General features: G+C 64.5%; 25 protein-coding genes. 14 read left to right on the forward strand and 11 right to left on the reverse strand.

Annotation, left to right across the window (positions count from 1 at the left end; translation table 11 throughout):
• A partial coding sequence (locus PG883_RS23875) for an IS3 family transposase (protein WP_333563557.1) occupies positions 1-83 on the forward strand: 83 nt, incomplete at its 5' end.
• 58 nt (positions 84-141) lie between these two features.
• Here PG883_RS23875 and PG883_RS16335 read toward each other — a convergent pair.
• Positions 142-612 (reverse strand): Lrp/AsnC family transcriptional regulator, encoded by a 471-nt coding sequence (locus PG883_RS16335; protein WP_010672715.1) that lies wholly within the window; start codon positions 610-612, stop codon positions 142-144.
• Between the two features lie 149 nt (positions 613-761).
• Between PG883_RS16335 and PG883_RS16340 the strand changes: the two genes are divergently transcribed.
• On the forward strand, positions 762-1,280 hold the full coding sequence (locus PG883_RS16340) for a phosphatase domain-containing protein (RefSeq protein WP_270807399.1): 519 nt from the start codon (positions 762-764) through the stop codon (positions 1,278-1,280).
• A gap of 6 nt (positions 1,281-1,286) precedes the next feature.
• On the opposite strand, the gene metA is transcribed toward PG883_RS16340, so the two are convergent.
• Positions 1,287-2,234, reverse strand: coding sequence for a homoserine O-acetyltransferase MetA (gene metA, locus PG883_RS16345; protein WP_010672713.1), 948 nt, complete (start codon positions 2,232-2,234; stop codon positions 1,287-1,289).
• A gap of 144 nt (positions 2,235-2,378) precedes the next feature.
• Here metA and PG883_RS16350 point away from each other — a divergent pair, with 144 nt between their 5' ends.
• Positions 2,379-3,623, forward strand: coding sequence for an HD-GYP domain-containing protein (locus tag PG883_RS16350; RefSeq protein WP_029313584.1), 1,245 nt, complete (start codon positions 2,379-2,381; stop codon positions 3,621-3,623).
• 28 nt (positions 3,624-3,651) lie between these two features.
• Positions 3,652-4,827, forward strand: a complete 1,176-nt coding sequence (locus tag PG883_RS16355; protein WP_048208950.1) for a competence/damage-inducible protein A — start codon at positions 3,652-3,654, stop codon at positions 4,825-4,827.
• On the opposite strand, the gene PG883_RS16360 is transcribed toward PG883_RS16355, so the two are convergent.
• Entirely contained in the window at positions 4,824-5,339 is a 516-nt protein-coding gene (locus PG883_RS16360) for a metal-dependent hydrolase (RefSeq protein WP_010672710.1), read from the reverse strand. The two genes, PG883_RS16355 and PG883_RS16360, sit on opposite strands and share 4 nt — an antisense overlap.
• 37 nt (positions 5,340-5,376) lie before the next feature.
• Between PG883_RS16360 and PG883_RS16365 the strand changes: the two genes are divergently transcribed.
• The 4 genes from PG883_RS16365 (at position 5,377) to PG883_RS16380 (ending at position 9,455) form a co-directional block, all read left to right on the forward strand.
• Positions 5,377-5,616, forward strand: a complete 240-nt coding sequence (locus PG883_RS16365) for a hypothetical protein (RefSeq protein WP_270807400.1) — start codon at positions 5,377-5,379, stop codon at positions 5,614-5,616.
• A gap of 117 nt (positions 5,617-5,733) precedes the next feature.
• The gene (locus PG883_RS16370) at positions 5,734-7,398 is read left to right on the forward strand and encodes a DUF342 domain-containing protein (RefSeq protein ID WP_333563556.1); all 1,665 of its coding nucleotides are present in this window, start codon (positions 5,734-5,736) and stop codon (positions 7,396-7,398) included.
• A 113-nt stretch (positions 7,399-7,511) separates the two neighbouring features.
• A complete protein-coding gene (yidA, locus tag PG883_RS16375) occupies positions 7,512-8,321 on the forward strand; it encodes a sugar-phosphatase (RefSeq protein ID WP_041214347.1) in 810 nt (269 codons plus the stop codon).
• Positions 8,322-8,684: 363 nt separating this feature from the next.
• Positions 8,685-9,455: a gamma-glutamyl-gamma-aminobutyrate hydrolase family protein gene (locus tag PG883_RS16380; RefSeq protein WP_043154048.1), complete on the forward strand. Its 771-nt coding sequence runs from the start codon at positions 8,685-8,687 to the stop codon at positions 9,453-9,455.
• Positions 9,456-9,605: 150 nt separating this feature from the next.
• On the opposite strand, the gene PG883_RS16385 is transcribed toward PG883_RS16380, so the two are convergent.
• The 7 genes from PG883_RS16385 to lptM form a co-directional block, all read right to left on the reverse strand.
• Positions 9,606-10,010 (reverse strand): hypothetical protein, encoded by a 405-nt coding sequence (locus PG883_RS16385; RefSeq protein WP_124813171.1) that lies wholly within the window; start codon positions 10,008-10,010, stop codon positions 9,606-9,608.
• A gap of 44 nt (positions 10,011-10,054) precedes the next feature.
• Complete coding sequence (locus PG883_RS16390) at positions 10,055-10,792, reverse strand: HAD-IA family hydrolase (protein ID WP_270807401.1); 738 nt, start codon at positions 10,790-10,792, stop codon at positions 10,055-10,057.
• Between the two features lie 95 nt (positions 10,793-10,887).
• Positions 10,888-11,865 (reverse strand): tyrosine recombinase XerC, encoded by a 978-nt coding sequence (gene xerC, locus PG883_RS16395; protein ID WP_113069085.1) that lies wholly within the window; start codon positions 11,863-11,865, stop codon positions 10,888-10,890.
• The gene (locus PG883_RS16400; protein ID WP_010672702.1) at positions 11,858-12,538 is read right to left on the reverse strand and encodes a DUF484 family protein; all 681 of its coding nucleotides are present in this window, start codon (positions 12,536-12,538) and stop codon (positions 11,858-11,860) included. The genes xerC and PG883_RS16400 overlap by 8 nt, the downstream gene beginning before the upstream one ends.
• A gap of 79 nt (positions 12,539-12,617) precedes the next feature.
• On the reverse strand, positions 12,618-13,448 hold the full coding sequence (gene dapF, locus PG883_RS16405) for a diaminopimelate epimerase (RefSeq protein WP_029313578.1): 831 nt from the start codon (positions 13,446-13,448) through the stop codon (positions 12,618-12,620).
• Positions 13,449-13,510: 62 nt separating this feature from the next.
• Entirely contained in the window at positions 13,511-14,761 is a 1,251-nt protein-coding gene (gene lysA / locus PG883_RS16410) for a diaminopimelate decarboxylase (RefSeq protein WP_039039806.1), read from the reverse strand.
• A gap of 20 nt (positions 14,762-14,781) precedes the next feature.
• The gene (gene lptM / locus PG883_RS16415; protein WP_010672699.1) at positions 14,782-14,982 is read right to left on the reverse strand and encodes an LPS translocon maturation chaperone LptM; all 201 of its coding nucleotides are present in this window, start codon (positions 14,980-14,982) and stop codon (positions 14,782-14,784) included.
• A 73-nt stretch (positions 14,983-15,055) separates the two neighbouring features.
• On the opposite strand from lptM, the gene cyaY reads away from it, so the two are divergent.
• Positions 15,056-15,370: an iron donor protein CyaY gene (cyaY, locus tag PG883_RS16420; protein ID WP_010672698.1), complete on the forward strand. Its 315-nt coding sequence runs from the start codon at positions 15,056-15,058 to the stop codon at positions 15,368-15,370.
• Positions 15,367-16,020: an alpha/beta hydrolase gene (locus PG883_RS16425; RefSeq protein ID WP_236275933.1), complete on the forward strand. Its 654-nt coding sequence runs from the start codon at positions 15,367-15,369 to the stop codon at positions 16,018-16,020. Before cyaY ends, PG883_RS16425 begins: the two co-directional genes overlap by 4 nt.
• Before the next feature lie 187 nt (positions 16,021-16,207).
• On the opposite strand, the gene PG883_RS16430 is transcribed toward PG883_RS16425, so the two are convergent.
• Positions 16,208-18,727 carry a class I adenylate cyclase gene (locus PG883_RS16430; RefSeq protein WP_042879398.1) on the reverse strand — a complete coding sequence of 840 codons (2,520 nt, stop codon included), beginning with the start codon at positions 18,725-18,727 and terminating at the stop codon, positions 16,208-16,210.
• A 322-nt stretch (positions 18,728-19,049) separates the two neighbouring features.
• Between PG883_RS16430 and hemC the strand changes: the two genes are divergently transcribed.
• The 4 genes from hemC to PG883_RS16450 are packed head-to-tail and all read left to right on the forward strand — an operon-like array spanning position 19,050 to position 23,007.
• The gene (hemC, locus tag PG883_RS16435) at positions 19,050-19,979 is read left to right on the forward strand and encodes a hydroxymethylbilane synthase (RefSeq protein WP_151027241.1); all 930 of its coding nucleotides are present in this window, start codon (positions 19,050-19,052) and stop codon (positions 19,977-19,979) included.
• 46 nt (positions 19,980-20,025) lie between these two features.
• Positions 20,026-20,760, forward strand: a complete 735-nt coding sequence (locus PG883_RS16440) for a uroporphyrinogen-III synthase (protein WP_039039810.1) — start codon at positions 20,026-20,028, stop codon at positions 20,758-20,760.
• Positions 20,757-21,833 (forward strand): uroporphyrinogen-III C-methyltransferase, encoded by a 1,077-nt coding sequence (locus PG883_RS16445; RefSeq protein WP_039039811.1) that lies wholly within the window; start codon positions 20,757-20,759, stop codon positions 21,831-21,833. Before PG883_RS16440 ends, PG883_RS16445 begins: the two co-directional genes overlap by 4 nt.
• 10 nt (positions 21,834-21,843) lie before the next feature.
• Positions 21,844-23,007, forward strand: a complete 1,164-nt coding sequence (locus PG883_RS16450) for a heme biosynthesis HemY N-terminal domain-containing protein (RefSeq protein WP_161646584.1) — start codon at positions 21,844-21,846, stop codon at positions 23,005-23,007.
• The last annotated feature ends 15 nt before the right edge of the window (positions 23,008-23,022 follow it).

The raw sequence follows: 23,022 nt of genomic DNA on the forward strand, positions 1-23,022 counted from the left end.
ACAACCATGAACGGCTCAAAGTAAAACTAAACGGCCTGAGCCCGGTACAGTACCGAGCTCAGGCCATGTCATCCGCCAGCTAACGTGTCCAATAAATGGGGTTCACTTCACTCGGGCGGTTTTTTCTTGCGGCTAGCCCCGTCAGGGGTGGGGGAAGCAGGGAAGCGAGCGGCTGAACCTGTGCTCGAACACCAGGGAGGTCTCGAGGTGCACCACCTCTTCCCGGGAGGTGAAGTGATCGAAGACGAAATTGCGCAGGTGTTCGGTATCGGAGACGCACAGGTGCACCAGGAAATCATCCTTGCCGCCCATGTGGAACAGGCTGATCACCTCGGGCAGGGCCAGGATGGCGTCGCGAAACGCATCGATGATCTGGCGGCTGTGACGGGCCAGTTGCAGGGAGACCATGGCCTGGATGTGTCCGCCCAAGGCCTGGTAATCCACCTCGCAGTGCGCCCCCTTGAGCACGCCATCCTGCTGCAGCTTGCGCACCCGCTCCAGACAGGTGGACGGCGCCACCCCGACCAGGGCCGCCAAATCCTTGTTGGTCATGCCCGCATCGCGAAACAGATGGGCCAGGATGTCCAAGTCCAGTTGATCCAGGTTTCTCATCTTTACTCCTTGCATCGCTCGATTGTTTTAGACTCTGCCCGTAAACCGGGCCGAACACAACGCAGATTGACATCGCCTCCGGCCCCTCTATGCTGTGCCGCACCCGCGGGATGCCCATCCCATTGATCCCGACCACCACGAGGAACCCCATGCTCAGTGCCCATCCCTTCTGGAGCCTGGACGTTCCACGGCTCGACGGCCAGCTCCTGCTCACCCCCTGCCCCGGCAGCCAGCAAGTCCCCATGGCCCACGCCCTTGCCCAGCTGCAGCTGGCCGGTGCCGGCGGGGTGCTGACCCTGATGACGGAGGAGGAGCTGGCCCTGTGCGGGTCCCTCTCTCTCGGGCAGCTGGTGCAGGCCAGAGGCATGAGCTGGTTCCATCTGCCCATTGCGGATGACGAGGCACCGGATGCCGCCTTCGAACAGGCCTGGCCCGGGGTGCAACCCCGACTGCTCGCCCTGCTGCGCGAGGGACGGCACCTTGCCATTCACTGCCACGGCGGAAGCGGGCGTACCGGGCTGGCGGCCGCCCTGCTGCTGATGGCCCAGGGGTTGCCCCAGCAGGAGGCCATGACCCTCATCCGGGCCAGACGGCCACGGGCCTTCACCCTGGCCTGCCACCGTCACTGGCTCGATACCCGTGGACGGCGGCTGGCCGGGGCGGACTGATGGGCTCTATCCCTTGGGCTGCTGGTAGGTAAACACCTTGCCGATGTCTTCCACCTTGTAGCTGGTCAACTGGTAGACGTAATAGTTGAGCCAGTTGGAAAACAGCAGGTGACCGTGGCTACGCCAGGTGGCGCGCGGGGTCTGGCTTGGGTCGTTGTTCGGGTAATAGTTGACCGGAATGACGGGGGTGAGCCCGGCCGCCAGATCCCGCCGGTATTCCCCATCCAGGGTCAGGGCGTCATATTCCGGGTGGCCGGTGACGAACACCTGGCGACAATCCTTGGTGGCGGCCAGATAGACGCCCGCCTCTTCCGACTCGGCGAAGATCTGCAGATCGGTGTGGGCGCGGATGAGATCCCCGTCGAAGGCCGCATAGCGGGAGTGGGGCGCCACGAATTCGTCATCGAAGCCGCGCAGCAGCGCCTCGTGCTCGTCGAGGCGGTGGTGGCGATAGACCCCGGAGAGCTTCTCGCCGTGGGTCTGCTTTTCCATGCCGTACAAGGCTTTCAGCGCCGCCTGCACCGCCCAGCAGAGGAAGAGGGTGGAGGTGACATGCTGATGGGACCACTCGATGATCTCGACGATGCGGGGCCAATAGACCACCTCCTCGAACTCCACCAGCCCGAGCGGCGCCCCCGTGATGATCATGCCGTCGTAGTTGTTGCCTCTCACCTGCTCGAAGTCGTGATAGAAGTTCTCCAGGTGCGCCTGGGGCGTGTTTTTCGACTCCCGATCGTCGATGCGCAACAGATCCACGTCCACCTGCAAGGGCGAGTTGGAGAGCATCCGCATCAGCTGGATCTCGGTTTCTATCTTCTTGGGCATCAGATTGAGGATGAGCACCCGCAGCGGGCGGATGTTCTGGGTGACGGCCCGGGATTCCGTCATCACGAAGATGTTCTCCTGCCCCAGCACTTCGGCGGCGGGCAACTGGTCCGGGATCTTGATCGGCATGCTGACTCCCTGTACTGCATCGGTAAATATGTCTGGACATCTAGAAGCCTATAATAAAGCGCTCCCGCTGTCATCAGATACCTTTTGTATTCACCCCGCCCTTTGACTAGCATACGGCTCAGTGTGTCCCTCGTGCCCAACCCCATGACAGGAATCAAGATCTCCGTAGAACGGCTGCAAGTCGGCAATTATGTCTCCCTGCCTTTGGGATGGCGTGAGCACCCGTTTCTGTTCTCCAGCTTCAAGCTCAAGAGCGAGGAGGAGATCGAGCTCATTCGTCGCCTTGGCCTCAAGCTGGTGACCATCATTCCCGACAAGAGCGACACGCCGCCCAAGCCCCTCGGACAGACCCAGCCCCAGGCGGATGAGGTTGAGGGAGAGGGTCTCGTCGCCCGCCAGGAGGAGATGCAGCAGGAGAAACTGCGGCGCATCGAGCAGTTGCAGCGCTATCGCCGCGACCTGCAGCAGTGCGAGAAACAGTTCCGCCAATCCCTGGCCCAGGTGCGCAACCTCATGGGCAAGATCCAGTCCCGCCCCCTCAACGCCATCAGCGAGGCCCAGGAGCTGATCAACGCCATGACGGAGCAGCTCCTCTCGGTGGACGAGATGGTGCTGCACCTGGTCTCTGACAGCGATGATGGCAACAGCCTGCAGTTTCACTCCCTCAACGTCAGCGTGCTCAGCATGCTGCTCGCCCGGGAGTGCAAGTTGCCGGCCGAGGCGATCCGCCAGGTCGGCATGGGGGCACTGTTCCACGACATCGGCAAGCTGAGGATCCCGAGCCAGATCCTGCGCAAGACGGAGCCGCTGACCAAGCCGGAGCAGAACCTGATGGCCCAGCATCCCCGCTACGGCCTGGAACTGCTGGGGCTGGTCAGCGATTTTCCGGAAGCGGCCAAGCAGATAGTGCAGAACCACCACGAGTACCTGGACGGCACCGGCCCCCAGGGGCTCAAGGGGGATCAGCTCGATCCCCTCACCCAGATCGTCTCCCTCATCAACGAGTACGACAACCTCTGCCACCTGGAGGCCAAGGTACCCTACGCGGCCCTCGGCAGCCTCTACAAGCAGCGCAAGTCCCAGTTCAACGCCGATCACCTCGGCATGCTGATCCGGCTGATGGGGGTCTATCCCCCGGGCAGCGTGGTGCAGCTCTCCAACGGCCAGGTGGGGCTGGTGATGTCGGTCAACGCCTCCCGCCTGCTCTACCCCGCAGTGCTGGTATACGACCCCCGCATTCCGCGCCAGGAGGCGGCCATCATCGACCTCGACGCGGCCGGGCTGACCATCGCCAAGGTGATCCAGCCCAAACGCCTGCCCCCGGCGGTGTTCGAATACCTCAACCCCCGCACCCGGATCAGCTACTACTTCGAACACGGCAAGCCCTGAGAGGGCTGGCCCCACCCAAGGAGTCCCCATGCGCATCGAGATCATCAGCACAGGCGACGAGATAGTGACCGGCCTGGTGGTGGACACCAATGCCGCCTGGCTCAGCGCCCTCTTGCTGGAGCAGGGCTGGCAGGTGCGCCGCCGCGCCACCGTGGGGGACAACCTCGCGGATCTGACAGCCGTGCTGCAGGAGAGCGCCAACCGCGCCGAGGTGGTACTGGTGTGCGGGGGGCTCGGCCCCACGGCGGACGACCTCACCGCCCAGGCCGCGGCCGAGGCGTTTGACCAGCCCCTGACCCTGTTCCCGGACTGGCTCGCCACCATGGCCGAACGCTATGCCAGCCGGGGCCGCACCATGGCCCGGAGCAACACCAAGCAGGCCTGGCTGCCCCGGGACTGCGAGATCCTCGACAACCCGGTGGGCACCGCCTGCGGCTTTGTGGTCCGCCACCCGGCCAGCCACGGCCAGAGCCGGCTTTTCTTCACCCCGGGCGTGCCGTTCGAGTTCAAGCAGATGGTGCGCGAACAGATCATGCCCCGCCTCAAGGCGCTGGCCGGGGAAGAGACCGACACCGAGCTGCGCCGTTTCTACACCTTCGGCGTCTCGGAGTCCGCCCTCAGCGACATGCTGGATGCGGCCCCCTGGCCTGCCGGCATCGAGCTGGGTTACCGCTCCTCCATGCCCCTCATCGAGCTCAAGCTCATCGGCCACGGTGCCAGCACCGCCGACATGGACGCCGCCGAGGCGAGGCTGCTTGCGGCCATCGCCCCCTGGCTGGTGGGGCGTGGCAACGAGGCGCCTGCCAGCCAGATCCTGGCCTTGCTGGGGGAGCGGTCGCTGCACCTGCAAGAAGGAGAGAGCCGGGGCGCCCTGCTGACCATGTGTCACGGGCACCCGGCACTGACCGCCGGCTTCAGCCACACCCTGAGCGACGATCTGACTCAACTGGCGGTGCCCGCCGCCCCCCTGAGCCTCACCATAGGCCGTGCCGGGCCGGACGGCGTGCCGCTGCTGCTCTGCGCCGACGGGCAACTGCACGGCCAGACGCTCAGGGTCAGCCACCCGGATCCCGCGAGCGGTCGCCGGATCCTCGCCTTCGCCGCCCTCGACATGCTGCGCCGCCACCTGCTGGGGCTGCCGGTGCTCGCCGATTACCTCACCCTGACCCGAACGGCCAGGTGCCAGGAGGGCGCCCGGGGCTAGAAGTGAGCCAAGCCTGCACCGCCATGGACCCAGTACCCGGCGAGCGCCAGGGTCAGCAGGCAGAAGGCCCTCTCGTAACCCCCGCCGCTCTTGAGGGGCAGGCCGGGCAGGCGAAAGCGCCGACGCCAGGGCCAGAGCAGGGGAATGCCCATGGGGGTGAGCCAGTCCCCCAGCAGATGGCTGAGATAGCCCACGATGAGGGCATCCTTCACCGCCCCCGACAGCAACCAGGGGGCTTCCACCTGGGCCAGCCCCCAGACCCCCATCCCCACCGCCAGCAGGCTGTGGGTGAAACCGCGATGGCCGAACAGCCGGGAGAGCGGCCCCGAGATCCAGGGCAGTTGCCGCCCGAGCAGGGAACGGGGGTGATCGAGATCCGGCAGCAGGGCGCTCGCCAGGGCCATGGGGACGATGTGCCACAGGCTGGCATCGGCCAGGGCCGGAGTCAGTTCGACCTTGTGGGCAAGCAGGACGCAGGTGACGGAAAACAGCAGGTGGCCTTGGGCGGTCATGGGGCTCGTTCGGTTGGACAGAAAAAGGTGCTGATCGATGGCGACCAGGTTCCTCGCCCTGGGGCGGCGGCAGATTAAAATCCTTCTTTTCCTGCCTGGCAAGGTGATTTGCGTCGCCTCCTTGAACGTGATGGACACTCTGGATAGCGAAAGCATAAAACGTCAGCATATTGCGCTAAAAAACCGCAATGGAGCCCATGGCATGGCCGGCTCCGCCTCTCTCCCGTCAGCCGATATTTCCTCAACCCGGCTCACCCATTTGCATTCAGATCGTTGACCCGGAAGGAAAAATACCCGAATACTGCGCGTTGGATCCGCCCCGGCGGCATTGGATGCCGGCAAGGAGAGGCCCCGGCATGGGGCAAACCGGACAGGGACAACGAAGGAGGGCCCGGTGTTAAGCAAAGCGTGGTTTCAGCTGTCGGCCGACATGAGCTATGTCTGCCTGCGCATCACCCCGGGCCTCACCGAGCCCATCCAGGAAAGCGACGTCCTGGCCCTGCTGCGACTCTCCAACTGTCGGCGCTACGAACCCCTCGGCGAGGGGATCCGCGAAGCCGTCACCCTGCTCAACGCCCTCATCGCAGAGCCGGATGCCCCCGCGCATCCGCCAGTCCCCATTGCCCGGCGCCAGGATGCCAGGCTGCTCATCCAGGTGGACAAGGACCAGATGAGCGCCAGGGCGCAAATCACCGCAGACTGGGGCGGCCAGCCCCTGACCCTGGCCCGGTTGCAGGAGGCCCTGGCGGCCAGCACGGTCAAGCAGGGGGTGAGTGAGCGACTGCTTGCCGCCGCCATCCAGGCGGCGGGTGAGGCGGCCCCCGGTGCCCAGCTCAATCCCGTCATCGCCCTCGGCAAGGCCGCCAGGCACGGTCTGGATACCCGCCTGGAGCGGCTGGTGGAGACCGCAGCCGAGCGGATCCTCAAACCCCAGGAGCGGGATCACGGCAAGGTGGACATGCGCGACCTCGGCACCCTGCTCACCGTCAAGGCGGGGGCGTTGCTGATGCGCAGGCACCCCGCCACCCAGGGCATCGACGGCTTCACCGTGACGGGCCAGACCCTGACCGCCCGCTACGGCAAGGAGAGCGCCATGACGCCGGGTGACGGCACCTGCCTCTCCCCCGAGGATCCGGACCTGCTGCTGGCGACACGCCCGGGACTCCCCTGTCAGGAGCGTGCCGGGATGCGGGTCGACGAGGTGCTCAACGTCAAGCAGGTCGACATCCGCCACGGCCACGTCGAGTTCGAGGGATCCCTGCTGGTCACCGGGGACGTCATGCCCGGCATGCGCGTCAAGACCAGCGGGGACGTGGTGATCGGCGGCTTCGTCGAGGGCGGCTACATCGAATCCGGCGGCACCATCACGGTGCGCAACGGCATCATAGGGCGCAAGCTGGCGGACGACGAATACCTCTGCCACCTCAACGCCGGGGGGGAGATCCACGCCAGCTATGCCCAGTACGCCAGGCTGGAGGCCGATGGCGACATCCATATCCTGAGCCAGCTCAGCCACTGCTATTGCCGCAGCGGCCAGGATCTCAAGGTGGGGGACAGCGCCATGCGCAAGGGGCACCTCATCGGCGGCATCAACATCGCCAACCGGCTCATCATGGCCCCGGTGCTCGGAGCCTCGGCGGCCAACCGGACCCGGTTGCAGATCCTCGGTGGCTATTTCAGCCAGAAGGAGCAGGAGCTGGCGCTGCGCCAGCGCAAACAGACCTGCGCCGAGCAGATAGACAAGCTGCAGGATCTCATCCTGCGGCTGCTGCAACTGCCTCGTGACAAGCGCAATCCCGAGACCCTGCAGAAGATCAAGGCGCTGCGCACCCGCCAGTTCGACGAGAGCAAGAGCCTGGACGAGCAGCTCGCCGAGGCGCAGCGGGAGCTGCAAGCGCTCATGGCCAACATGGACATCATCGCCACCCAGCGCCTCTTCCCCGGCGTCGAGGTGGAGATGGCCCACCACCACAACAGGGTCGACATCGAGCACGGCCCCATCCACTTCGCCATCCGGGAAGATCAGCTGCAACTGACCCCCTACCAGGGCCAGCGCTGAGGGGCAACGTGCCCCCGCGTCGGCAGGCGGCGTGATCCCGGCGGCGATTTTCGCTACACTCGGCCTCCCCATGGCCCCATCGGGCGGGCCGGCCAGACTCAGGTAGTGAGAAGATGTACAAGCTGATCGCATTGGATATGGATGGCACCCTACTGACCCCAGAGGGCCGAATCTCCCCCCGCACCCAGGCCGCCATCGCGGCAGCCCGCGCCAGGGGCGTGACCGTGGTGCTGGCCTCCGGCCGCCCGCTGGAAGGCATGACCGCCGCCCTGACCGAGCTGGGCCTCACCGGCCAGGATGACTACGTCATCTGCTACAACGGCGCCCTGGTGCAGCAGGTGTCCGAGCAACGCATCATCCGCAGCCAGTTGCTGACCGGCAGCGACGCCCGTGCCATCGCCCACCTGGCCTGTGAGCTGGGGGTGAACATCCACGGCTTCTCCGTCCGCCAGGGGCTCATCAGCCCCAGGATCAGCCCCTACACCGAGCACGAATCCCGCCTCATCGGTCAACCCATCAACCTGGTGGACTTCGCCACCCTGCCCGACGACGAGCAGATCATGAAGGTGATGATGATTGACCCCGAGCCCCTGCTCTCCCGTGCCATCGCCCAGCTGCCCGCCGAACTCCACGAGCGCTATACCGTGGTGCGCAGCGCCCCCTACTTCCTCGAGTTCATGAACAAGCGCAGCAACAAGGGCACCGGCGTCGCCGCCCTGGCCGAGCACCTGGGGCTGGATGCCTCCCAGGTGATCGCGGTGGGGGATGCGGGCAACGATCACCACATGATCGCCTACGCCGGACTCGGGGTCGCCATGGGCAACGCCACCGACGAGATCAAGGCGCTGGCACAGCACACCACGGGGCGCAACGATGAAGACGGGGTCGCCCAGGTGATCGAGCGTTTCATCCTGAACGCCTGAGTCGACAAGGGGCCCTGTGGGCCCCTTCTGCTATCCGGCCGCCCGGCCAGATGTTTAATATATCCACCATCAAATCTCTCGCCGCACCAGCCCCTCCCCCTCAAGTCCCTTTAAATGGGACTCTCAGCCGTATCCCGGCATCAACGGTTAACATAATTGCATCATTTCGTTTGACATATTGAACGGCCTTGGCAGACTGGAGGCAGGATCCAGGCTGTCGTTGCCAAGGCTGACCGACGATTCTGGCACGCTGGCGCGACCCTGATCCCACGACCATGCCTTGAGGCATGCCCTTGCGAGCCGAGGCGGCAAGGGCCTTCCCAAGGCGCAGGATGAGACCGCCAAGGATAGCCAAGGTGACCTATGCCCAACCCCAGTTCCCATAACAAACCCGTCGTGCTGATGACCATGGGGGCCCAGGCCCGCAGTGGCCACGCCTACCAGGTCATGACCCACAAATACATCAAGCCTCTGGTGGAGATCAGCGGCTGCGTGCCGCTGCTGGTGCCCACCTGCTGTGGCACCGAGGATCTGGAGCAGTATCTGGACCTCGCCGACGGAGTCTATCTGAGCGGTGCTGGCTCCAACATCGATCCTGCCCTCTATGGCCAGGAGAACCTCACCCCGGAGAAGCCCCAGGACAGGGACAGGGATCTGTTCGATATTCCCCTGGTGCGCGCCGCCCTCGACCGTGGCCTGCCGATCCTCGGGATCTGCCGCGGCATGCAGGAGATCAACGTGGCCCTGGGGGGCGACATTCACCAGAAGGTCTATTGCGAGCCGGGTTATGACGATCATCGGGAGGATGCGGATGACCCGGTGGACGAGCAGTATGGCGAGAGCCATCAGGTCGAGCTGGTGCCCGGTACCTGGCTGGCCGAGCTGATGGGGCAGCCGTCGATTCCGGTCAACTCCCTCCATGGGCAGGGGATCAAGACGCTGGCCAAGGGGCTGGCCCCCCTGGCCCATGCCGAAGACGGGCTGATCGAGGCGATCCACGCTCCCGCCCTCTCCCCCTTCCTGCTGGCGGTGCAGTGGCACCCGGAGTGGAAGGCCAGCGAGAACCCCCACTCCATCAAGCTCTTCACCGCCTTTGGCGACGCCTGCCGCCGGTTCAGGCAGCAGGTCGGCTAGTCGCCGACCCCTTGCCCTTGAGCCGGGCAGGGCCCCGTGCATCGGGGGCTGCCCGGAGGCATCCGACGTGGCGGGCCTGTGACCCCCCCACGCCATCAAGCTGTCCACTGCCTTCGGCGACGCCTGCCGCCCGCTCAGGCAGCAGACGGGCTAGTCGCCAAATCCCTTGCCCTTGAGCTTGGGCAGGGCCCCGCGATCAGGGCGCAGGGTTCGGCAGACATCCAGCCCCTTGAGGCCCCGCTGGATATGGTCCGGGGCCTGCCCGAGCACCATGCCGTTGCCGCGATAGAGCCGGGCATCCTCCAGCTCGAACAGCTCGCCGCCGATGAGCAGTTGCTCCCGGCCATTCACCACCTTGCCCCGTTTCAGGGGCAAGGTCATGTCCACCTGGATCTCGCCGGTGGCACACCCCTCGCGCCAGCGCGCCTCGTTGGAAAACGGGGAGATGGCGATCTCCCGCCAGGATCCGTCCCTGAACTCCATCCGGTAACGGTCTTGCACCAGATCGCATCCCGCCAGCACCATGGGGATCGCCAGCCAGATGACACCCTTCATTCCATTCACGCCCTTGCTCCCTTGTTGTTATTGCCAGATATAGATCACGGAATCTGTCCCTCACCCCCAGCTCGGAGCAGCAGGGTGGCCAGATCCTGCAGCTGCCCCAGCTCCACATCCGGCAGCAGCGACAGCGACTGCCAGGACTGACCGCTCTCGTTGAGCCAGGCGGCCCGAAAGCCGTGCAGCCTGGCACCCAGCACGTCGGTCACCGGGTGATCCCCCACATGAAGGATGCGGCCGGGGGCCAGCCCCAGGGCCTCTTGCACCTGCACGAACATGTCGGGCGCCGGTTTCATTCTGGCTCCCGCCCCCGCCTTGCAGACCAGGGTGAAGTAGCCAGCCAGACCCGCCTGCTCCAGATCCAGGTTGCCGTTGGTGATCACCGCCAGCGGGTAGCGCGCCGCCAGACGAGCCAGCAGGGCGTGAGTCGCCTCGCTCACCTCTATCTTCGAGCGCTCGGCCATGAAACCGGTGAACACCGCCCGAGCCTGCTGCTCCGCCAGCCCGGGCTCCATGCCCCCCTGCACCAGGGCCTCGCGAATGCCCCGCTGGCGCGCCAGGCTGACGTCGTGGCTCAGCGCCGGGTGGTCCAGCAGCAACTGGCGCTTGAGCGCGAGCCAGCGCGGCTTGTCCAGCATGGCGGTAGCCAGGTATTCGCTGCGCAGGTGGTCCAGCATCCACTGTTCCGCCCGCGCGATGGCGGGGCCGTTGTCATAGAGGGTGTCGTCCAGATCGAACGAGATGGCGGCCACCGGCTGCCAGCGACGGTAAAACTGCATGGCTGTTCCTCTTTACTCCTCATCCTCTGGCGTTGCGAGCTCCCGCCTGACCCGGGCGACGTGGAGATTGTCATCCCCGCAGATCGCACACCACATCACTCATCCTCCGGCGTTTCCGGATCCCGCTTCGCCCGCGGGTGGGCACTGTCATATACCTTGGCCAGATGCTGGAAGTCGAGGTGGGTATAGATCTGGGTGGTGGAGAGATCCGCATGCCCCAGCAGCTCCTGCACCGCCCGCAGGTCGCCGGAGGATTCCAGCATGTGGGTGGCGAAGCTGTGGCGCAGCTTGTGGGGGTGCACGTGGGCATTGAGAGCCTGCTTGTTGCCCCAGCCGTCGAGCCGCTCCTGTACCGAGCGGGCCGAGAGCCGCTGCCTGCGCTTGGAGACGAACAATGCCTCCCCCTCGTCACCGGCCAGCAGGGGGCGTACCTTGAGCCACTTGTGCAACCACTCCACCGCCATCCGCCCGATGGGCAGCACCCGCTCCCGCGAGCCCTTGCCGATCACCCTGAGCTGGCGCTCCTCGAGCTTCACGTCCGCGAGGTTGAGCCCCACCAGCTCGGCAAGACGCAGGCCGGAGGAGTACATCAGCTCCATGATGGCGCGATCCCGTACCGCCAGCGGATCCTGCTCGTCGGTGATGTTGAGCAGCTGATACATCTCGTCCACGTCCAGGTTCTTGGGCAGGGGCCGCCCCTGCTTGGGGGTGACGATGCCCCGCGCCGGGTTGGCGGTGAGCCGCCCCTGGCGCACCTGCCAGTCGCAGAAGCTGCGCAGGGCCGACACCTTGGTGGCAAGGGAACGGGGCGCCAGCCCCCCCTTGTGCATCCGGGTCACCAGACTGCGCACCTGGCTCGCCTCGAGCCGGGCCCAGTCGTCGACCCCGAGCTTCACCAGCTCGGCGGTCATGGCTTCCAGGTGGGCCTGATAGTTGCTGCGGGTGTGGGGGCTGAGCTGGCGCTCGACCCGCAGGTATTCGATAAAGGCGTCCAGCTCCCCCGCCAGTGCGACCGGCAGGGGGTCGGCGGCAGGGGGCGTCTTGGCAGGGGATCGGGTCGTTGCCTTAGCCACGGGCCAGCTCGGGCAGACGCAGCTGCAGCAGACGCCCCAGCTGACCCAGCAGCAGGGTGTCGTTGTGGGGGGTGAAGTGGCTGGGATCCGAGCTCGCGAAGGCCAGCACGCCGAGCTCCCCGAGCCGCATCAGGGCCACCGAGTTGACCAGCACATCATTGCCAAACAGCGCCTGCTTCTCGCTCTGGTTGAGGCGGCCGAAATAGTAGTCCGTGCCGGGCAGGCGCTGCCCCAGCAGTTGTTCGAGCTGTTTGCCCTGCGCCAGGAAACGCTGCTCGGGGCCACTCAGCTGGAAATGCCTGGGATTGAGCCAGAGCCGCAGGCCGGTGAGTCGCAGCCGCTGGACGAAGGCCTTGCCCATCACGGCGCTCAGCTCGAACAAGGTCTGGCAGCCGTAGATCTCCCCGTAGAGATCCGCGTAAACCCGAAAGATCCGCTCGTTCTCGCTGGCGACCCCCATCAGTTCGGTGATCTCCTGCTCCAGCTGCTCGATGCGCTCCCGCTGTCTGTCCAGCTGGCGCTCCACCAGGGAGATGGTGCCCTTTTGCGCATGGGGAATGCGGATCTTGTCCAGCATGGCCCCGTGACGCAGGAAAAACTCGGGATAACGGGCCAGGTACTCCAGCACTGTGGCTTCATCCACCAGTGATTCCTGCCGTTTGAGTTCGCTCATAACTTGGTTGATCCATCCGAAAAAGGGGCCAAGGGCCCCGATATGATCCGTTGATGGAGCGGGATCACCCGCTCCTTGTCTACAACTCTATCTGGCCGTCAAAGACGTGCTCGGCCGGCCCCGTCATGTAGACGGGCTGACCCGGTCCCTTCCAGGCGATGGTCAGCTTGCCACCCGGCAGGGTGACGGTGACCCGCTCCTTGAGCTTGCCCTGGCTGATGCCTATCACCACGGCCGCACAGGCCCCGGTCCCGCAGGCCAGGGTCTCCCCCACCCCGCGCTCGAAGACCCGCAGCTTGATCTCGCTGGCGTTGACCATCTCCATGAAGCCGACGTTGACACGCTCGGGGAAGCGCTCGTGGCGCTCCATGATGGGTCCCAGGGTCTCCACCGGCGCATCGGCCACCGAGGGCACCTCGATGACGCAGTGAGGGTTGCCCATGGAGACGGCGCCGCACATCACGGTGTGATCCTGGGCCCGCAGCAGATACGTCTTCTCCGCCTTCTGGGCACGGAACGGGATCTTGCCCGGCTCGAACTGGGGCACCCCCATGTTGACCGTGACCTGGTTCTCCCCTTCCAGCTGCAGAGTGATGCGGCCCCGGGCGGTGCTGACCGCGATGCGATCCCGGTTGACCAGCCCCTTGAGACGCACGAAACGGGCGAAGCAACGGGCCCCGTTGCCGCACTGTTCCACCTCGCTGCCGTCGGCATTGAAGATGCGGTAATGGAAGTCGAGCTCGGGGTCATAGGGCGGCTCCACCAGCAACAGCTGGTCGAAGCCGATACCGAAGTGACGATCCGCCAGCTTCTTGATGATGTCGTTGCTGAAGAACACCTTCTGGGTGACGCCATCCACCACCATGAAGTCGTTACCGAGGCCGTGCATTTTGGAAAACTCAATCAACATCGCGCGTTCCTGTCTCACCGTTAATCACGCTCTCACATGGAGGAACGCTGAAAATCCATCCATCACGGCAGCAGGTGCTCGCCACGCCAGAGATCCGCCAACTGCTCCCGCTCACGGATGAGGTGCGCCTGGTCACCGTCCACCAGCACCTCGGCCGCACGGGGTCGGGTGTTGTAGTTGGAGGACATGGTAAAGCCGTAGGCGCCGGCGGAGCGCACCGCCAGCAGGGAGCCCTCGGCAATCGCCAAGGTACGCTCCTTGCCGAGGAAGTCGCCGGTCTCGCACACCGGGCCCACCACGTCATAGAGTGCCTTCTCGTGGGTCGCGCGGCTGTCCACCTCGATGATGTTCATCCAGGCGCCATAGAGGGAGGGGCGCAGCAGATCGTTCATGCCGGCGTCGATCAGGGCGAAGTTGCGGGTCTCGCCGGGTTTGAGGAACTCGACCCGGGTCAGCAGCACACCGGCGTTGGCGACGATGGCGCGGCCCGGTTCGAACAAGAGGGTCAGATCCCGGCCCGCCAGCTTCTGCTTGAGCGCCTCGGCATACTCGGTGGGGTGCGGCGGCTGCTCGGCGCCGTAGTTGACCCCCAGGCCGCCGCCCACGTCCAGGTGATGGATGTGGATGCCTTCCGCCGCCAGCTCGTCGATGAGCTTGAGCAGCTTGTCCGCCGCCTCCATAAAGGGATTCAATTCAGTGAGTTGCGAGCCGATGTGGCAATCCACCCCCTTGATCTCGATGTGGGCCATGGCCGCTGCCTTGCGGTAGATGGCGGGCGCCTGTTCGATGGGGATGCCGAACTTGTTCTGCTTGAGGCCGGTGGAGATATAGGGGTGCGTGCCTGCGTCGATGTCCGGGTTGACCCGCACCGAGACCCGCGCCTTCTTGCCCATGCTGCCTGCGACCCGGTTGAGGCGCTCCAGCTCGGCTTCGGACTCCAGGTTGAAGCAGAGGATCTCTTTTTCCAGCGCAAGGCGCATCTCGGCTTCGCTCTTGGCGACGCCGGAGAAGACCACCTTGGCCGGATCACCGCCCGCCGCCAGCACCCGGGACAGCTCGCCGCCGGAGACGATGTCAAAGCCCGAACCGAGGCGTGCCAGCAGATTGAGCAGGGCCAGGTTGGAGTTGGCCTTGACCGCGTAGCAGATCAGGTGGGGAATGTCGCCAGCCGCCTGGTCGAAGGCATGCCAGTGGCGTTCCAGGGTGGCGCGGGAGTAGACATAGAGCGGAGTGCCGTACTGGTCGGCAAGCTGTTGCAAGGGAAGCTGTTCGGCCTGAAGCTGACCGTCTGCGTCGTAGTTAAAGTGATCCAAGGGGGCGGTTCCTTCCTAGATTATTGCGGCGCGGCCTCTGAGGCCGGTGTAGCGGTCGCAGGCGAGGCGGCTTGCGGTGTACTCTCTGTCTTGGGCTGTGTCTGCTCTGCAGGTGCGGGCTGTTCGGCCGGCGGCATGTAGAGCGGCCCCGTCAGGCCACAGGCGGCCAACCCGAGCGACAGCGACGCGGCAAACAGGCACTTGGTGAACTGGGTAATCATAATGGTTCGCTGCGAAAAAATTTTTGGCCCTCTATAATCGCACTCACATTGTTAAAAGCAACAGGATAAACCGATGAAGGATCACGAGTATCACGCCCTGACCGACGCCTTTTTCCAGTATGTGGAAGACACCATCGACGAGGGGTATCCGGATATCGACTGCGAACGCGCCGGCGGGGTGCTGACCTTGAGCTTCGAGAACAAGACCAAGGTCATCATCAACAAGCAGGAGCCCCTGCACCAGATCTGGGTCGCCACCCGGGAGAACGGCTTCCACTTCGAGCTGCGCGGTGACAGCTGGATCGACAACCGCTTCGGTGACGAGCTCAAGGCCCTGCTGACCCGGGCCTGCACCACCCAGGCCGGCGAGCCCGTGGTCTTCTCATGACGGATCTGCATCCAGAAGGTGCCCGCCATGCGGTGATCTGGCTGCACGGGCTGGGGGACTCCGGCGCCGGCCTCGCCCCCCTGGTGGAGGCGCTGGCCCTGCCCGCCGACCTGCCCGTCCGCCATCTGCTGCCGGATGCTCCCGAGCGCCCCATCACCATCAACATGGGCTACCGGATGCGCGGCTGGTACGACATCAAGAGCTTCGAGGATCCGGCGGATCGCGCCGTGGAGTCCCATGTCAGGGAGTCAGCGGCCCGTATCGCCTCGCTGATCGACCAGTTGGTGGCCGAGGGTTTCGCCCCCGAGCGCATCGTGCTGGCCGGCTTCTCCCAGGGGGGCGTCATCGCCTCCTTCACCGCCCTGCGCCATCCGGTGCCCCTGGCAGGCCTGCTCTGCATGTCCACCTACCTTGCGGTACCCGATGCCCTGCCCGGCGAGATGAGCGAGGCGGCCCGCGTCCTGCCCATCTGCTACATGCACGGCATCTATGACGACGTGGTGAACCTCTCCATGGGCTGGGACGCCAAGAACCGGCTGGAAGCGGCGGGACTCAGCCCCGAGTGGCACGAATACCCCATGCGCCACGAGATCTGCCGCCCCCAGCTGGGCGACATTCGCAGCTGGTTGCTGGCCCGCCTCGGCGCCTGATTGTCGGATCACGGGTAAGACAACGGCCTGCATCAGCAGGCCGTTTGCTTTCATCCCTGACGGCGATGCTCGACGGCATCCCCCACTGGCCGCGGCCCCCTCCACGCCAGATTCCCGCACCACGGATAGGACAACGGCCTGCATCATGCAGGCCGTTTGCCATCTTGCCGGTGTGGTTATCAGCGTATCATCCTACTTCCCGCGCCGCTCCTGGGGTGTCCCGCTGCGGGCTCTGGCTGCGGTAGGGGATCACATCGAGTTTGTCACCCACCTGCACGATTTCGTAGTACTGGGGAAGGTTGAAGTTGCTGAACTGACCCGCATTGCTGAATCGCTCGTGACCCGAGGTGTAGAACCGGTTCACCCCCTGTACCAGTTCGTCCTTGTTGCCGGCGAAGTGCTGGTAGATCTCCACCCGGTTCGCCTCGTCCAGGATATAGATGTTGGTGCCTGCATCCCGGGTATCGAAGAAGAACTGCACCAACCCTTCGCTGGCGTAGGCGTCGACGATGCCGGGCAGGTGCTGGCTGTGAGTCTTGTCGAGGCGCAGCGGCAGGTGATCCAGCTTGTTGTGGGAGATGTGACGGTAAAAATCGATGGCGTTTTCCAGCTTTTTGACCGACACCCCGCGCCGCTCGAAGAAGATGCCGTACTTCTCCTTGCCGAGCGCCAGCGTCTTGACCAGCTGCTGCTTGTCCCGGGCCAGACGCAGCTCGATGCATTCAGCCACAAGCTGCTGGAAGCGGGTGCGCACCAGGGAGCGGAAGTGCTGGCTGTAGCAGAACACCTCGATCATCTCGGGGGCCGCGGCGTCCTGGTGCATCTTGCCGAGGATGGTGGTAAGGGCGTCCACCACGGCTTCCTCTCCCTCGAAGTGCAGGGTGCGGATCTCGCTCCAGGAGTTGCGATAGACGAGATCCACGGATCCCACCAGACACTCCTGGTTGCGACCGAACGAGAAGACATCGGCGGCGTTGGCATCGAACTCGATCACCTGCCCCACCCAGTGGCTGGACGGGTCCGTCTCCAGGTTCAGGAAGATGGAGAGCTGGCGGATCTCGCACGGCCGGCTCAGGGCCAGGTTGGTCGCACGGGGATACTTGACCGGGAAGGTCCCGGAGAGATCGCGACAGAACTGATGCAGGTTGTCGATGTGCAGATCCGAGCCCTGGTTGAACAGGTGCACCCGGGACTGGGGCGTCAGCAGGCCGTTGAAATAGGCCCAGGCCACCAGCTTGCTTATGTAGCCGTTATATTCGAGCGGCGCCCGGCCGATGATGTCGGCGGGTTCGAGGGAATGCTTGTAGAGATACCAGCCGGCGCGATTCAGGCGGCCGTGGGGCACCTGTACCAGGCTGAGATCCGGCTCGCCGAGATCCGGTGCAATCTTGAGGTTGATGCGCTGCACCTTGCCCGGCAGGCTCTCGAATGCGGCATAGAGCTTGCGCGACAGGATGCCGATGTCTTCCGGGTTGATGGACTCGCTGATGTTGTTGCGCCGGGCGAACTGGATGAGATTGCGGTAGCTCTGCATCAGGGCCTCCAACAACTCGGCGTAGGCCACCTTGACGTCCTCGACCTTCCACTCCTGGCGGTGATCAAGGTGGTAAAGTCGCTCCGGACTCCAGCCCCAGTAGGCCACCAGCTGGGCCATCTGCTCCCGGCGCCAGTCCGGGGAGTGATCTTCCTTGGGATGGCTCAGCCCGTCGCACACCTTCAGATAGAAGCAGCGACGCACCAGATCGAGGCGCTGCATGTCGCCGATGGACTTGAGGTAGTTGGTCACCTTGTCCAGCATCAGGCAGTAGTTGTCGAGGCGGTAGTGCATCCCCTCGTTGTGCTGGAACCAGTCGCGACTGGTCACCGACAGCAGCCGGGTGTTGGGATACTCGTGGGAGTAGGCCTCCATCAGCACCGACTTGAGCACCGCCTTGTAGGGGGAGTCGATCCCCTTGTAGAGCTGCCACAGGGCGGAGCCGAAATACTCCTCGGCAGGAATGCGATCAAAGCCCCCCAGATCGAGCCAGTCATCCTGGCTCAACTTGCCGTGGGCAAACAGGCCGTTGACGTAGTCGTCGTAGTGATCGTCATATTCGGCCGGCACCAGATACCAGAGCAGCCGCTTGCCGGCGATGTGCATGGCGCTGCGGTAGAACTCGTCGAGCAGCAGCAGGTGCTGGGCGCTGCCGCAGCTCTCCCCCTGCATCTGGGCATCGTTGCGCTGACGGAACTTGTCTTCGGGGATCAGGAAGAAGTTGAGATCGACCCCCCGCTGCTCCGCCCACATGGAGAGGTGCTGGCACTTCTGTTCCAGCAGGGCGAGGCGCTCGCTCGACAGACCGGCCACGTGACAGACCCAGATGTCGAGATCCGAGTGGCAGCACTGCCCGATGGAGGAGGTGCTCCCCATGGAGTAGAGGCCCTGGATGGACTTGTCGTGGGTACTGAGACCGCCCTGGCAGTTGGCGTTCTGGCAGAGATCCTGGATGAAGGCCTGCTGGGCCTCGTTGGCGACAAAACTCCAGATACCATGAGGCACATCCCCTGCCACATAACCGGGCAACAGGGGGTGATTGAAGTGCAGCATGACAGGCAGCAAGTGGAAAACCTGCTGCCCGTAGCGACTCATGAGATCCAGCGCTCGTTGCGTCTTGAGACGATTGAGTTCGTCGTAGCGCGCCACCAGCGTGTCGAGTTTAACCAGCAATGCCCTACCTATGGGGAAGAGAAATGACGCACCAAAACGGGGAGACGTCAAAAAAGTGTGATCATGTTAACAATGCAAACAGCAGTGGTAAACAAGCCCGCACACAATCACCGGATTATTTCTGACCCCGTTCGTAACGGTATCAGCAGAAAGCAATAAAATTGCTTATTTTCAATGACTTAAAACCAATTATTGGCTGAATGAAAATAATTTTCAGCCCCCGTTTTTGAGCTTGGCCCCGCTTTTGCGGGCTGCGCCATGAAAGCCCCTGCAAAGGGTGGTAAGATCGTTTTCCTCTCAAAAGATGAAACAACTGATTGATATGGCAGCCCGAACCCTGAAAATTGCCACTCGAAAGAGCCCACTGGCCCTGTGGCAGGCCAATTTTGTGAAAGATCGGCTGGAGGCACTCCATCCGGATCTGCAGGTCGAACTGGTGCCCATGAGCACCCAGGGTGACAAGATCCTCGACACCCCCCTCGCCAAGGTCGGCGGCAAGGGGTTGTTCGTCAAGGAGCTGGAGACTGCCATGCTGGAGGGGCGTGCCGACATCGCTGTCCACTCCATGAAAGACGTACCCGTGGAGTTCCCCGACGGACTCGGCCTGCACACCATCTGTGAGCGCGAAGACCCGCGTGATGCCTTTGTTTCCAACCATTTCAACCAGATAGACGAGCTGCCTCAAGGGGCCGTGGTCGGCACCTCCAGCCTGCGCCGTCAGTGCCAGCTGCGCGCTGCCCGCCCTGATCTCGTGATCCGCGACCTGCGGGGCAACGTCAACACCCGCCTCGCCAAGCTGGATGCCGGTGAATATGACGCCATCATCCTGGCCGCCGCCGGCCTGAAACGGCTGGAGATGGCCCATCGCATCGCCGCCTTCATCGAGCCCGAGCAGAGCCTGCCCGCCAACGGCCAGGGGGCGGTCGGCATCGAATGCCGCCTCGACGATCACGAGCTGCACGCCCTGCTGGCGCCGCTCGAACACCCCGAGACCCGCATCCGGGTGCTGACCGAGCGCGCCATGAACCGCGCCCTGCAAGGGGGCTGTCAGGTGCCCATCGGGGCCTATGCCCTGGTACAGGGAGAAGAAGTATGGCTGCGCGGCCTGGTGGGCAGCCCGGACGGTGCCCGCGTCATTCGCGACGAGATCCGCGGCCCCCTGGCAGAGGGCGAGGCACTGGGCCACACCCTGGCCCAGCGCCTGCTGGCCGCCGGCGCCGACGTCATCCTGGCCGAGGTCTACCGGGCATGAGTGCAGTACGGACCGGTTCGCGGTCATCTGCCCGGAGCGCCCCCTGATGGTCCCCCTGGTGGTGCGCCCGGCCGCCCAGGCCAACCAGCTGGTGCAGATGCTGCACCAGCTGGGTCATGCACCGCTCTGCTGTCCGTTGCTGGAAACCCGGCCGGGATGCGACCTCCCTCACCTGGGTGACATGCTGCGGGAGGCGGACCTCGTTATCGCCGTCAGCATGCATGCCGTTCATTTTGCACATCATTTTCTGTTGCAAACTGGTCAGACCTGGCCACATATTGATTACTTTGCAGTCGGTCAGGCGAGTGCGGATGCCTTCGCCGAGGCGGGCATCCAGGCCCTGTGCCCGGCCGATCCCCGCAGTGAAGGGCTGCTGGCCCTGCCGGCGCTGCAAGGGGTGAGTGGCCGCCGGGTGCTGATCCTGCGCGGCAACGACGGGCGGGATCTCATCGCCCGGACGCTGGCCTCACGGGGCGCACTGGTGCACTATTGTGCCACCTACGAGCGCCACTACCCCGATCTTGACGGGGACGCATTGACCCGCCACTGGCAGGCAGCCGGGCTCGACAGCCTGCTCATCACCAGTGGCGAACTGTTGCAGCGGTTGCTGGCCCTGGTGCCCGGCCCGCAGCACCCCTGGCTTTATGACCGCCTGCTGGTGGTGCCCAGTCCCCGGGTGGCCGAGATGGCAGAAGGGGCTGGTTTTACCCGTATCGTGATTGCCCAAGGTGCATCCAACCAGGCTCTGGTGGCCGCCCTGGAACTGAGGAAGATGGAATGACTGAACAGCAAGAAGTCCAGCCGAGTGCCGCGGCCACCGTGGCCGACAACAACAAGCCCGCGCCCGGAACGACAGGGAGCAAGAAGGGCAGCTCTGGCACCGTGCTTGGCGGCATCGCCATCCTGCTGGCCCTGGGGCTGGCCGGTGGTCTCTATGTGCACGGACACCAGAACGCCGTTGCCCAGCAGGCCGAACTGGTAGCCCTCAAGCAGCAACTGGCCGATGCCATGACCAGGATTGATCAGGGCAGCAGCAAGGATGCCGAACAGATCGGTGCCCTCGGCAAGAGCCAGCAGCAGTTGCAGGAGGCGCTGGACGCCTTGCAGACCAAAGTGCTGGATCTGGACGACAAGCGCCCCAATGACTGGATGCTGGCCGAATCCGAATACCTGGTGCGCATGGCGGGCCGCAAGCTGTGGCTCGAACACGACATCGTCTCCGCCATCACATTGCTCGGCAACGCCGACGAGCGCATCAAGGCGCTCAACGACCCCAGCCTGATGCCCATCCGCAAGGCGCTGGCGGAAGACATCGCCAAGCTCAAGGGGATGCCGCGAGTCGATCGCGAAGGGTTGACCCTGAAGCTGGCCGCCCTCTCGGACCAGATCGAGCTGCTGCCCCTCTCCACCGTCAGCATGCCGGAAGCCAAGAGCGAGCCCGACCAGACCGTCAGCACCAACCCGGACGAGTGGCAGAGCAACCTGAAGAAGAACTGGGTCAAGTTCACCGAAAACTTCATCACCATCCGTCGCCGCGATGGCGCCGTGGAAGCCCTGCTCTCCCCGCAGCAGGAGATCTTCCTGCGGGAGAACCTCAAGACCAAGCTGCTGCAGGCCCAGCTCGCCGTCTATCGCGAACAGCAGTCCCTCTATGTCGACAGCCTGGAGAAGGCCCAGCGCTGGCTGACCCAGTATTTCGATGCCGACAACAGCGCCACCCAGTACATGCAGTCCGAGCTCGACAAGCTCAAAGGCGAGCAGATCCAGTTTGACTACCCGGATCAGTTCAAGACCCAGACCATGCTGGAACAGGTGCTGACCGAACGCCTGCAACGCATCCTGGCCGGCAACTGAGGAGGAGACCATGATTCGTCTGATCGTCATAGTCGCCGTGATGGTGGCGGGCCTCATCTTCGGGCCCGAAGCCTCCGGCAACAAGGGCTATGTGCTCATCTCGCTGGGCAACTACACGGTGGAATCCTCGGTCACCAGCGCGGTGATCCTGGCGGTGCTGTTCTACGGCGCCCTGCTCATCGTGGAATGGGTGCTGGCCCGCCTGTTCGGCCTGCGCCGCAAGACCCAGGGCTGGTTCGGCTCGCGCCGCCGCCGCAAGGCCAACCTGCAAACCGTCAATGCCACCCTGGCCATGGCCGAGGGGCACTACAACCAGGCCGAGAAGCTCCTCATCAAGGGCGCAGACAACAGCGACACCCCGCTGCTCAACTACCTGAGCGCCGCCCGGGTGGCCCAGGCCCGGGGCGATGACGTGCGCCGGGATCACTACCTGCAGAAAGCTCAGGAAGAGAACCCCAAGGCAGAGCTGGCACTGACCCTGATCCAGACCCAGTTGCAGATTGAGCAGGGCCAGTACGACAGCGCCCTCGGTCGCCTCGAGTCCATCTATGCCCTCAACCCGCGCCACCCCATGGTGCTGGATCAGCTGCGTCAGGTGTATCTGGCCCGTGAAGACTGGGCGGCCCTCATCGATCTCGCCCCTGCCCTGCGCAAGGTGGGCAAGCTGACCGCTCAGCAGGAAGAGACCCTGCTGCACCAGGCGTGGTGCGGTCGTCTGGAGGCCGCCAGCAGCTCCCTCGACACCCTGCGCACGGTCTGGCAGGGTCTGCCCCGCAAACAGCGCCAGGATCCCGTGCTGCTGGCCAGTTACGGGGATCGCCTGCGCCGATTGGGGGCCGATGCCGAAGCCGCCGATCTCTGGCTGGAGGCCCTGCGCAAGGATCCCTCCCCCGAGCTGTTCGCCCGCCTGCCCAAGCTCAAACTGGACGACTACCAGCCCATGCTGACCCTGCTCAGAAAGATCCAGGATCAGCCGGGCGCCGAAGCGGCGCTGGCCCGGGTCTGCCTGCTGGCCGGTCAGCTGGACGAAGCCCAGCGGCTGCTGGAGCAGGAAGTGGCGAAGGCGCCTGATGCCGCCCTCTACCACGCCCTCGGCCAGGTGATGGACAAGCGCCGCCTGACCAACAAGGCCAACGAGTACTACCGCCAGGCATTGCAGCTGGCCGACGTCTGATCGGCGCATCTGCCT

Origin of the sequence: Aeromonas sp. QDB25, from assembly GCF_027707725.1 — a bacterium.
Classification (GTDB): Bacteria; Pseudomonadota; Gammaproteobacteria; order Enterobacterales; family Aeromonadaceae; genus Aeromonas; species Aeromonas caviae.

Bases quoted from the DNA above. Each gene is read 5' to 3' on its own strand.
- PG883_RS16335 (WP_010672715.1), bottom strand. From the start codon at position 612: ATGAGAAACCTGGATCAACTGGACTTGGACATCCTGGCCCATCTGTTT.
- PG883_RS16340 (WP_270807399.1), top strand. From the start codon at position 762: ATGCTCAGTGCCCATCCCTTCTGGAGCCTGGACGTTCCACGGCTCGAC.
- metA (WP_010672713.1), bottom strand. From the start codon at position 2,234: ATGCCGATCAAGATCCCGGACCAGTTGCCCGCCGCCGAAGTGCTGGGG.
- PG883_RS16350 (WP_029313584.1), top strand. From the start codon at position 2,379: ATGACAGGAATCAAGATCTCCGTAGAACGGCTGCAAGTCGGCAATTAT.
- PG883_RS16355 (WP_048208950.1), top strand. From the start codon at position 3,652: ATGCGCATCGAGATCATCAGCACAGGCGACGAGATAGTGACCGGCCTG.
- PG883_RS16360 (WP_010672710.1), bottom strand. From the start codon at position 5,339: ATGACCGCCCAAGGCCACCTGCTGTTTTCCGTCACCTGCGTCCTGCTT.
- PG883_RS16365 (WP_270807400.1), top strand. From the start codon at position 5,377: ATGGCGACCAGGTTCCTCGCCCTGGGGCGGCGGCAGATTAAAATCCTT.
- yidA (WP_041214347.1), top strand. From the start codon at position 7,512: ATGTACAAGCTGATCGCATTGGATATGGATGGCACCCTACTGACCCCA.
- PG883_RS16380 (WP_043154048.1), top strand. From the start codon at position 8,685: ATGCCCAACCCCAGTTCCCATAACAAACCCGTCGTGCTGATGACCATG.
- PG883_RS16385 (WP_124813171.1), bottom strand. From the start codon at position 10,010: ATGAAGGGTGTCATCTGGCTGGCGATCCCCATGGTGCTGGCGGGATGC.
- PG883_RS16390 (WP_270807401.1), bottom strand. From the start codon at position 10,792: ATGCAGTTTTACCGTCGCTGGCAGCCGGTGGCCGCCATCTCGTTCGAT.
- PG883_RS16400 (WP_010672702.1), bottom strand. From the start codon at position 12,538: ATGAGCGAACTCAAACGGCAGGAATCACTGGTGGATGAAGCCACAGTG.
- dapF (WP_029313578.1), bottom strand. From the start codon at position 13,448: ATGTTGATTGAGTTTTCCAAAATGCACGGCCTCGGTAACGACTTCATG.
- lptM (WP_010672699.1), bottom strand. From the start codon at position 14,982: ATGATTACCCAGTTCACCAAGTGCCTGTTTGCCGCGTCGCTGTCGCTC.
- cyaY (WP_010672698.1), top strand. From the start codon at position 15,056: ATGAAGGATCACGAGTATCACGCCCTGACCGACGCCTTTTTCCAGTAT.
- PG883_RS16425 (WP_236275933.1), top strand. From the start codon at position 15,367: ATGACGGATCTGCATCCAGAAGGTGCCCGCCATGCGGTGATCTGGCTG.
- hemC (WP_151027241.1), top strand. From the start codon at position 19,050: ATGGCAGCCCGAACCCTGAAAATTGCCACTCGAAAGAGCCCACTGGCC.
- PG883_RS16440 (WP_039039810.1), top strand. From the start codon at position 20,026: ATGGTCCCCCTGGTGGTGCGCCCGGCCGCCCAGGCCAACCAGCTGGTG.
- PG883_RS16445 (WP_039039811.1), top strand. From the start codon at position 20,757: ATGACTGAACAGCAAGAAGTCCAGCCGAGTGCCGCGGCCACCGTGGCC.
- PG883_RS16450 (WP_161646584.1), top strand. From the start codon at position 21,844: ATGATTCGTCTGATCGTCATAGTCGCCGTGATGGTGGCGGGCCTCATC.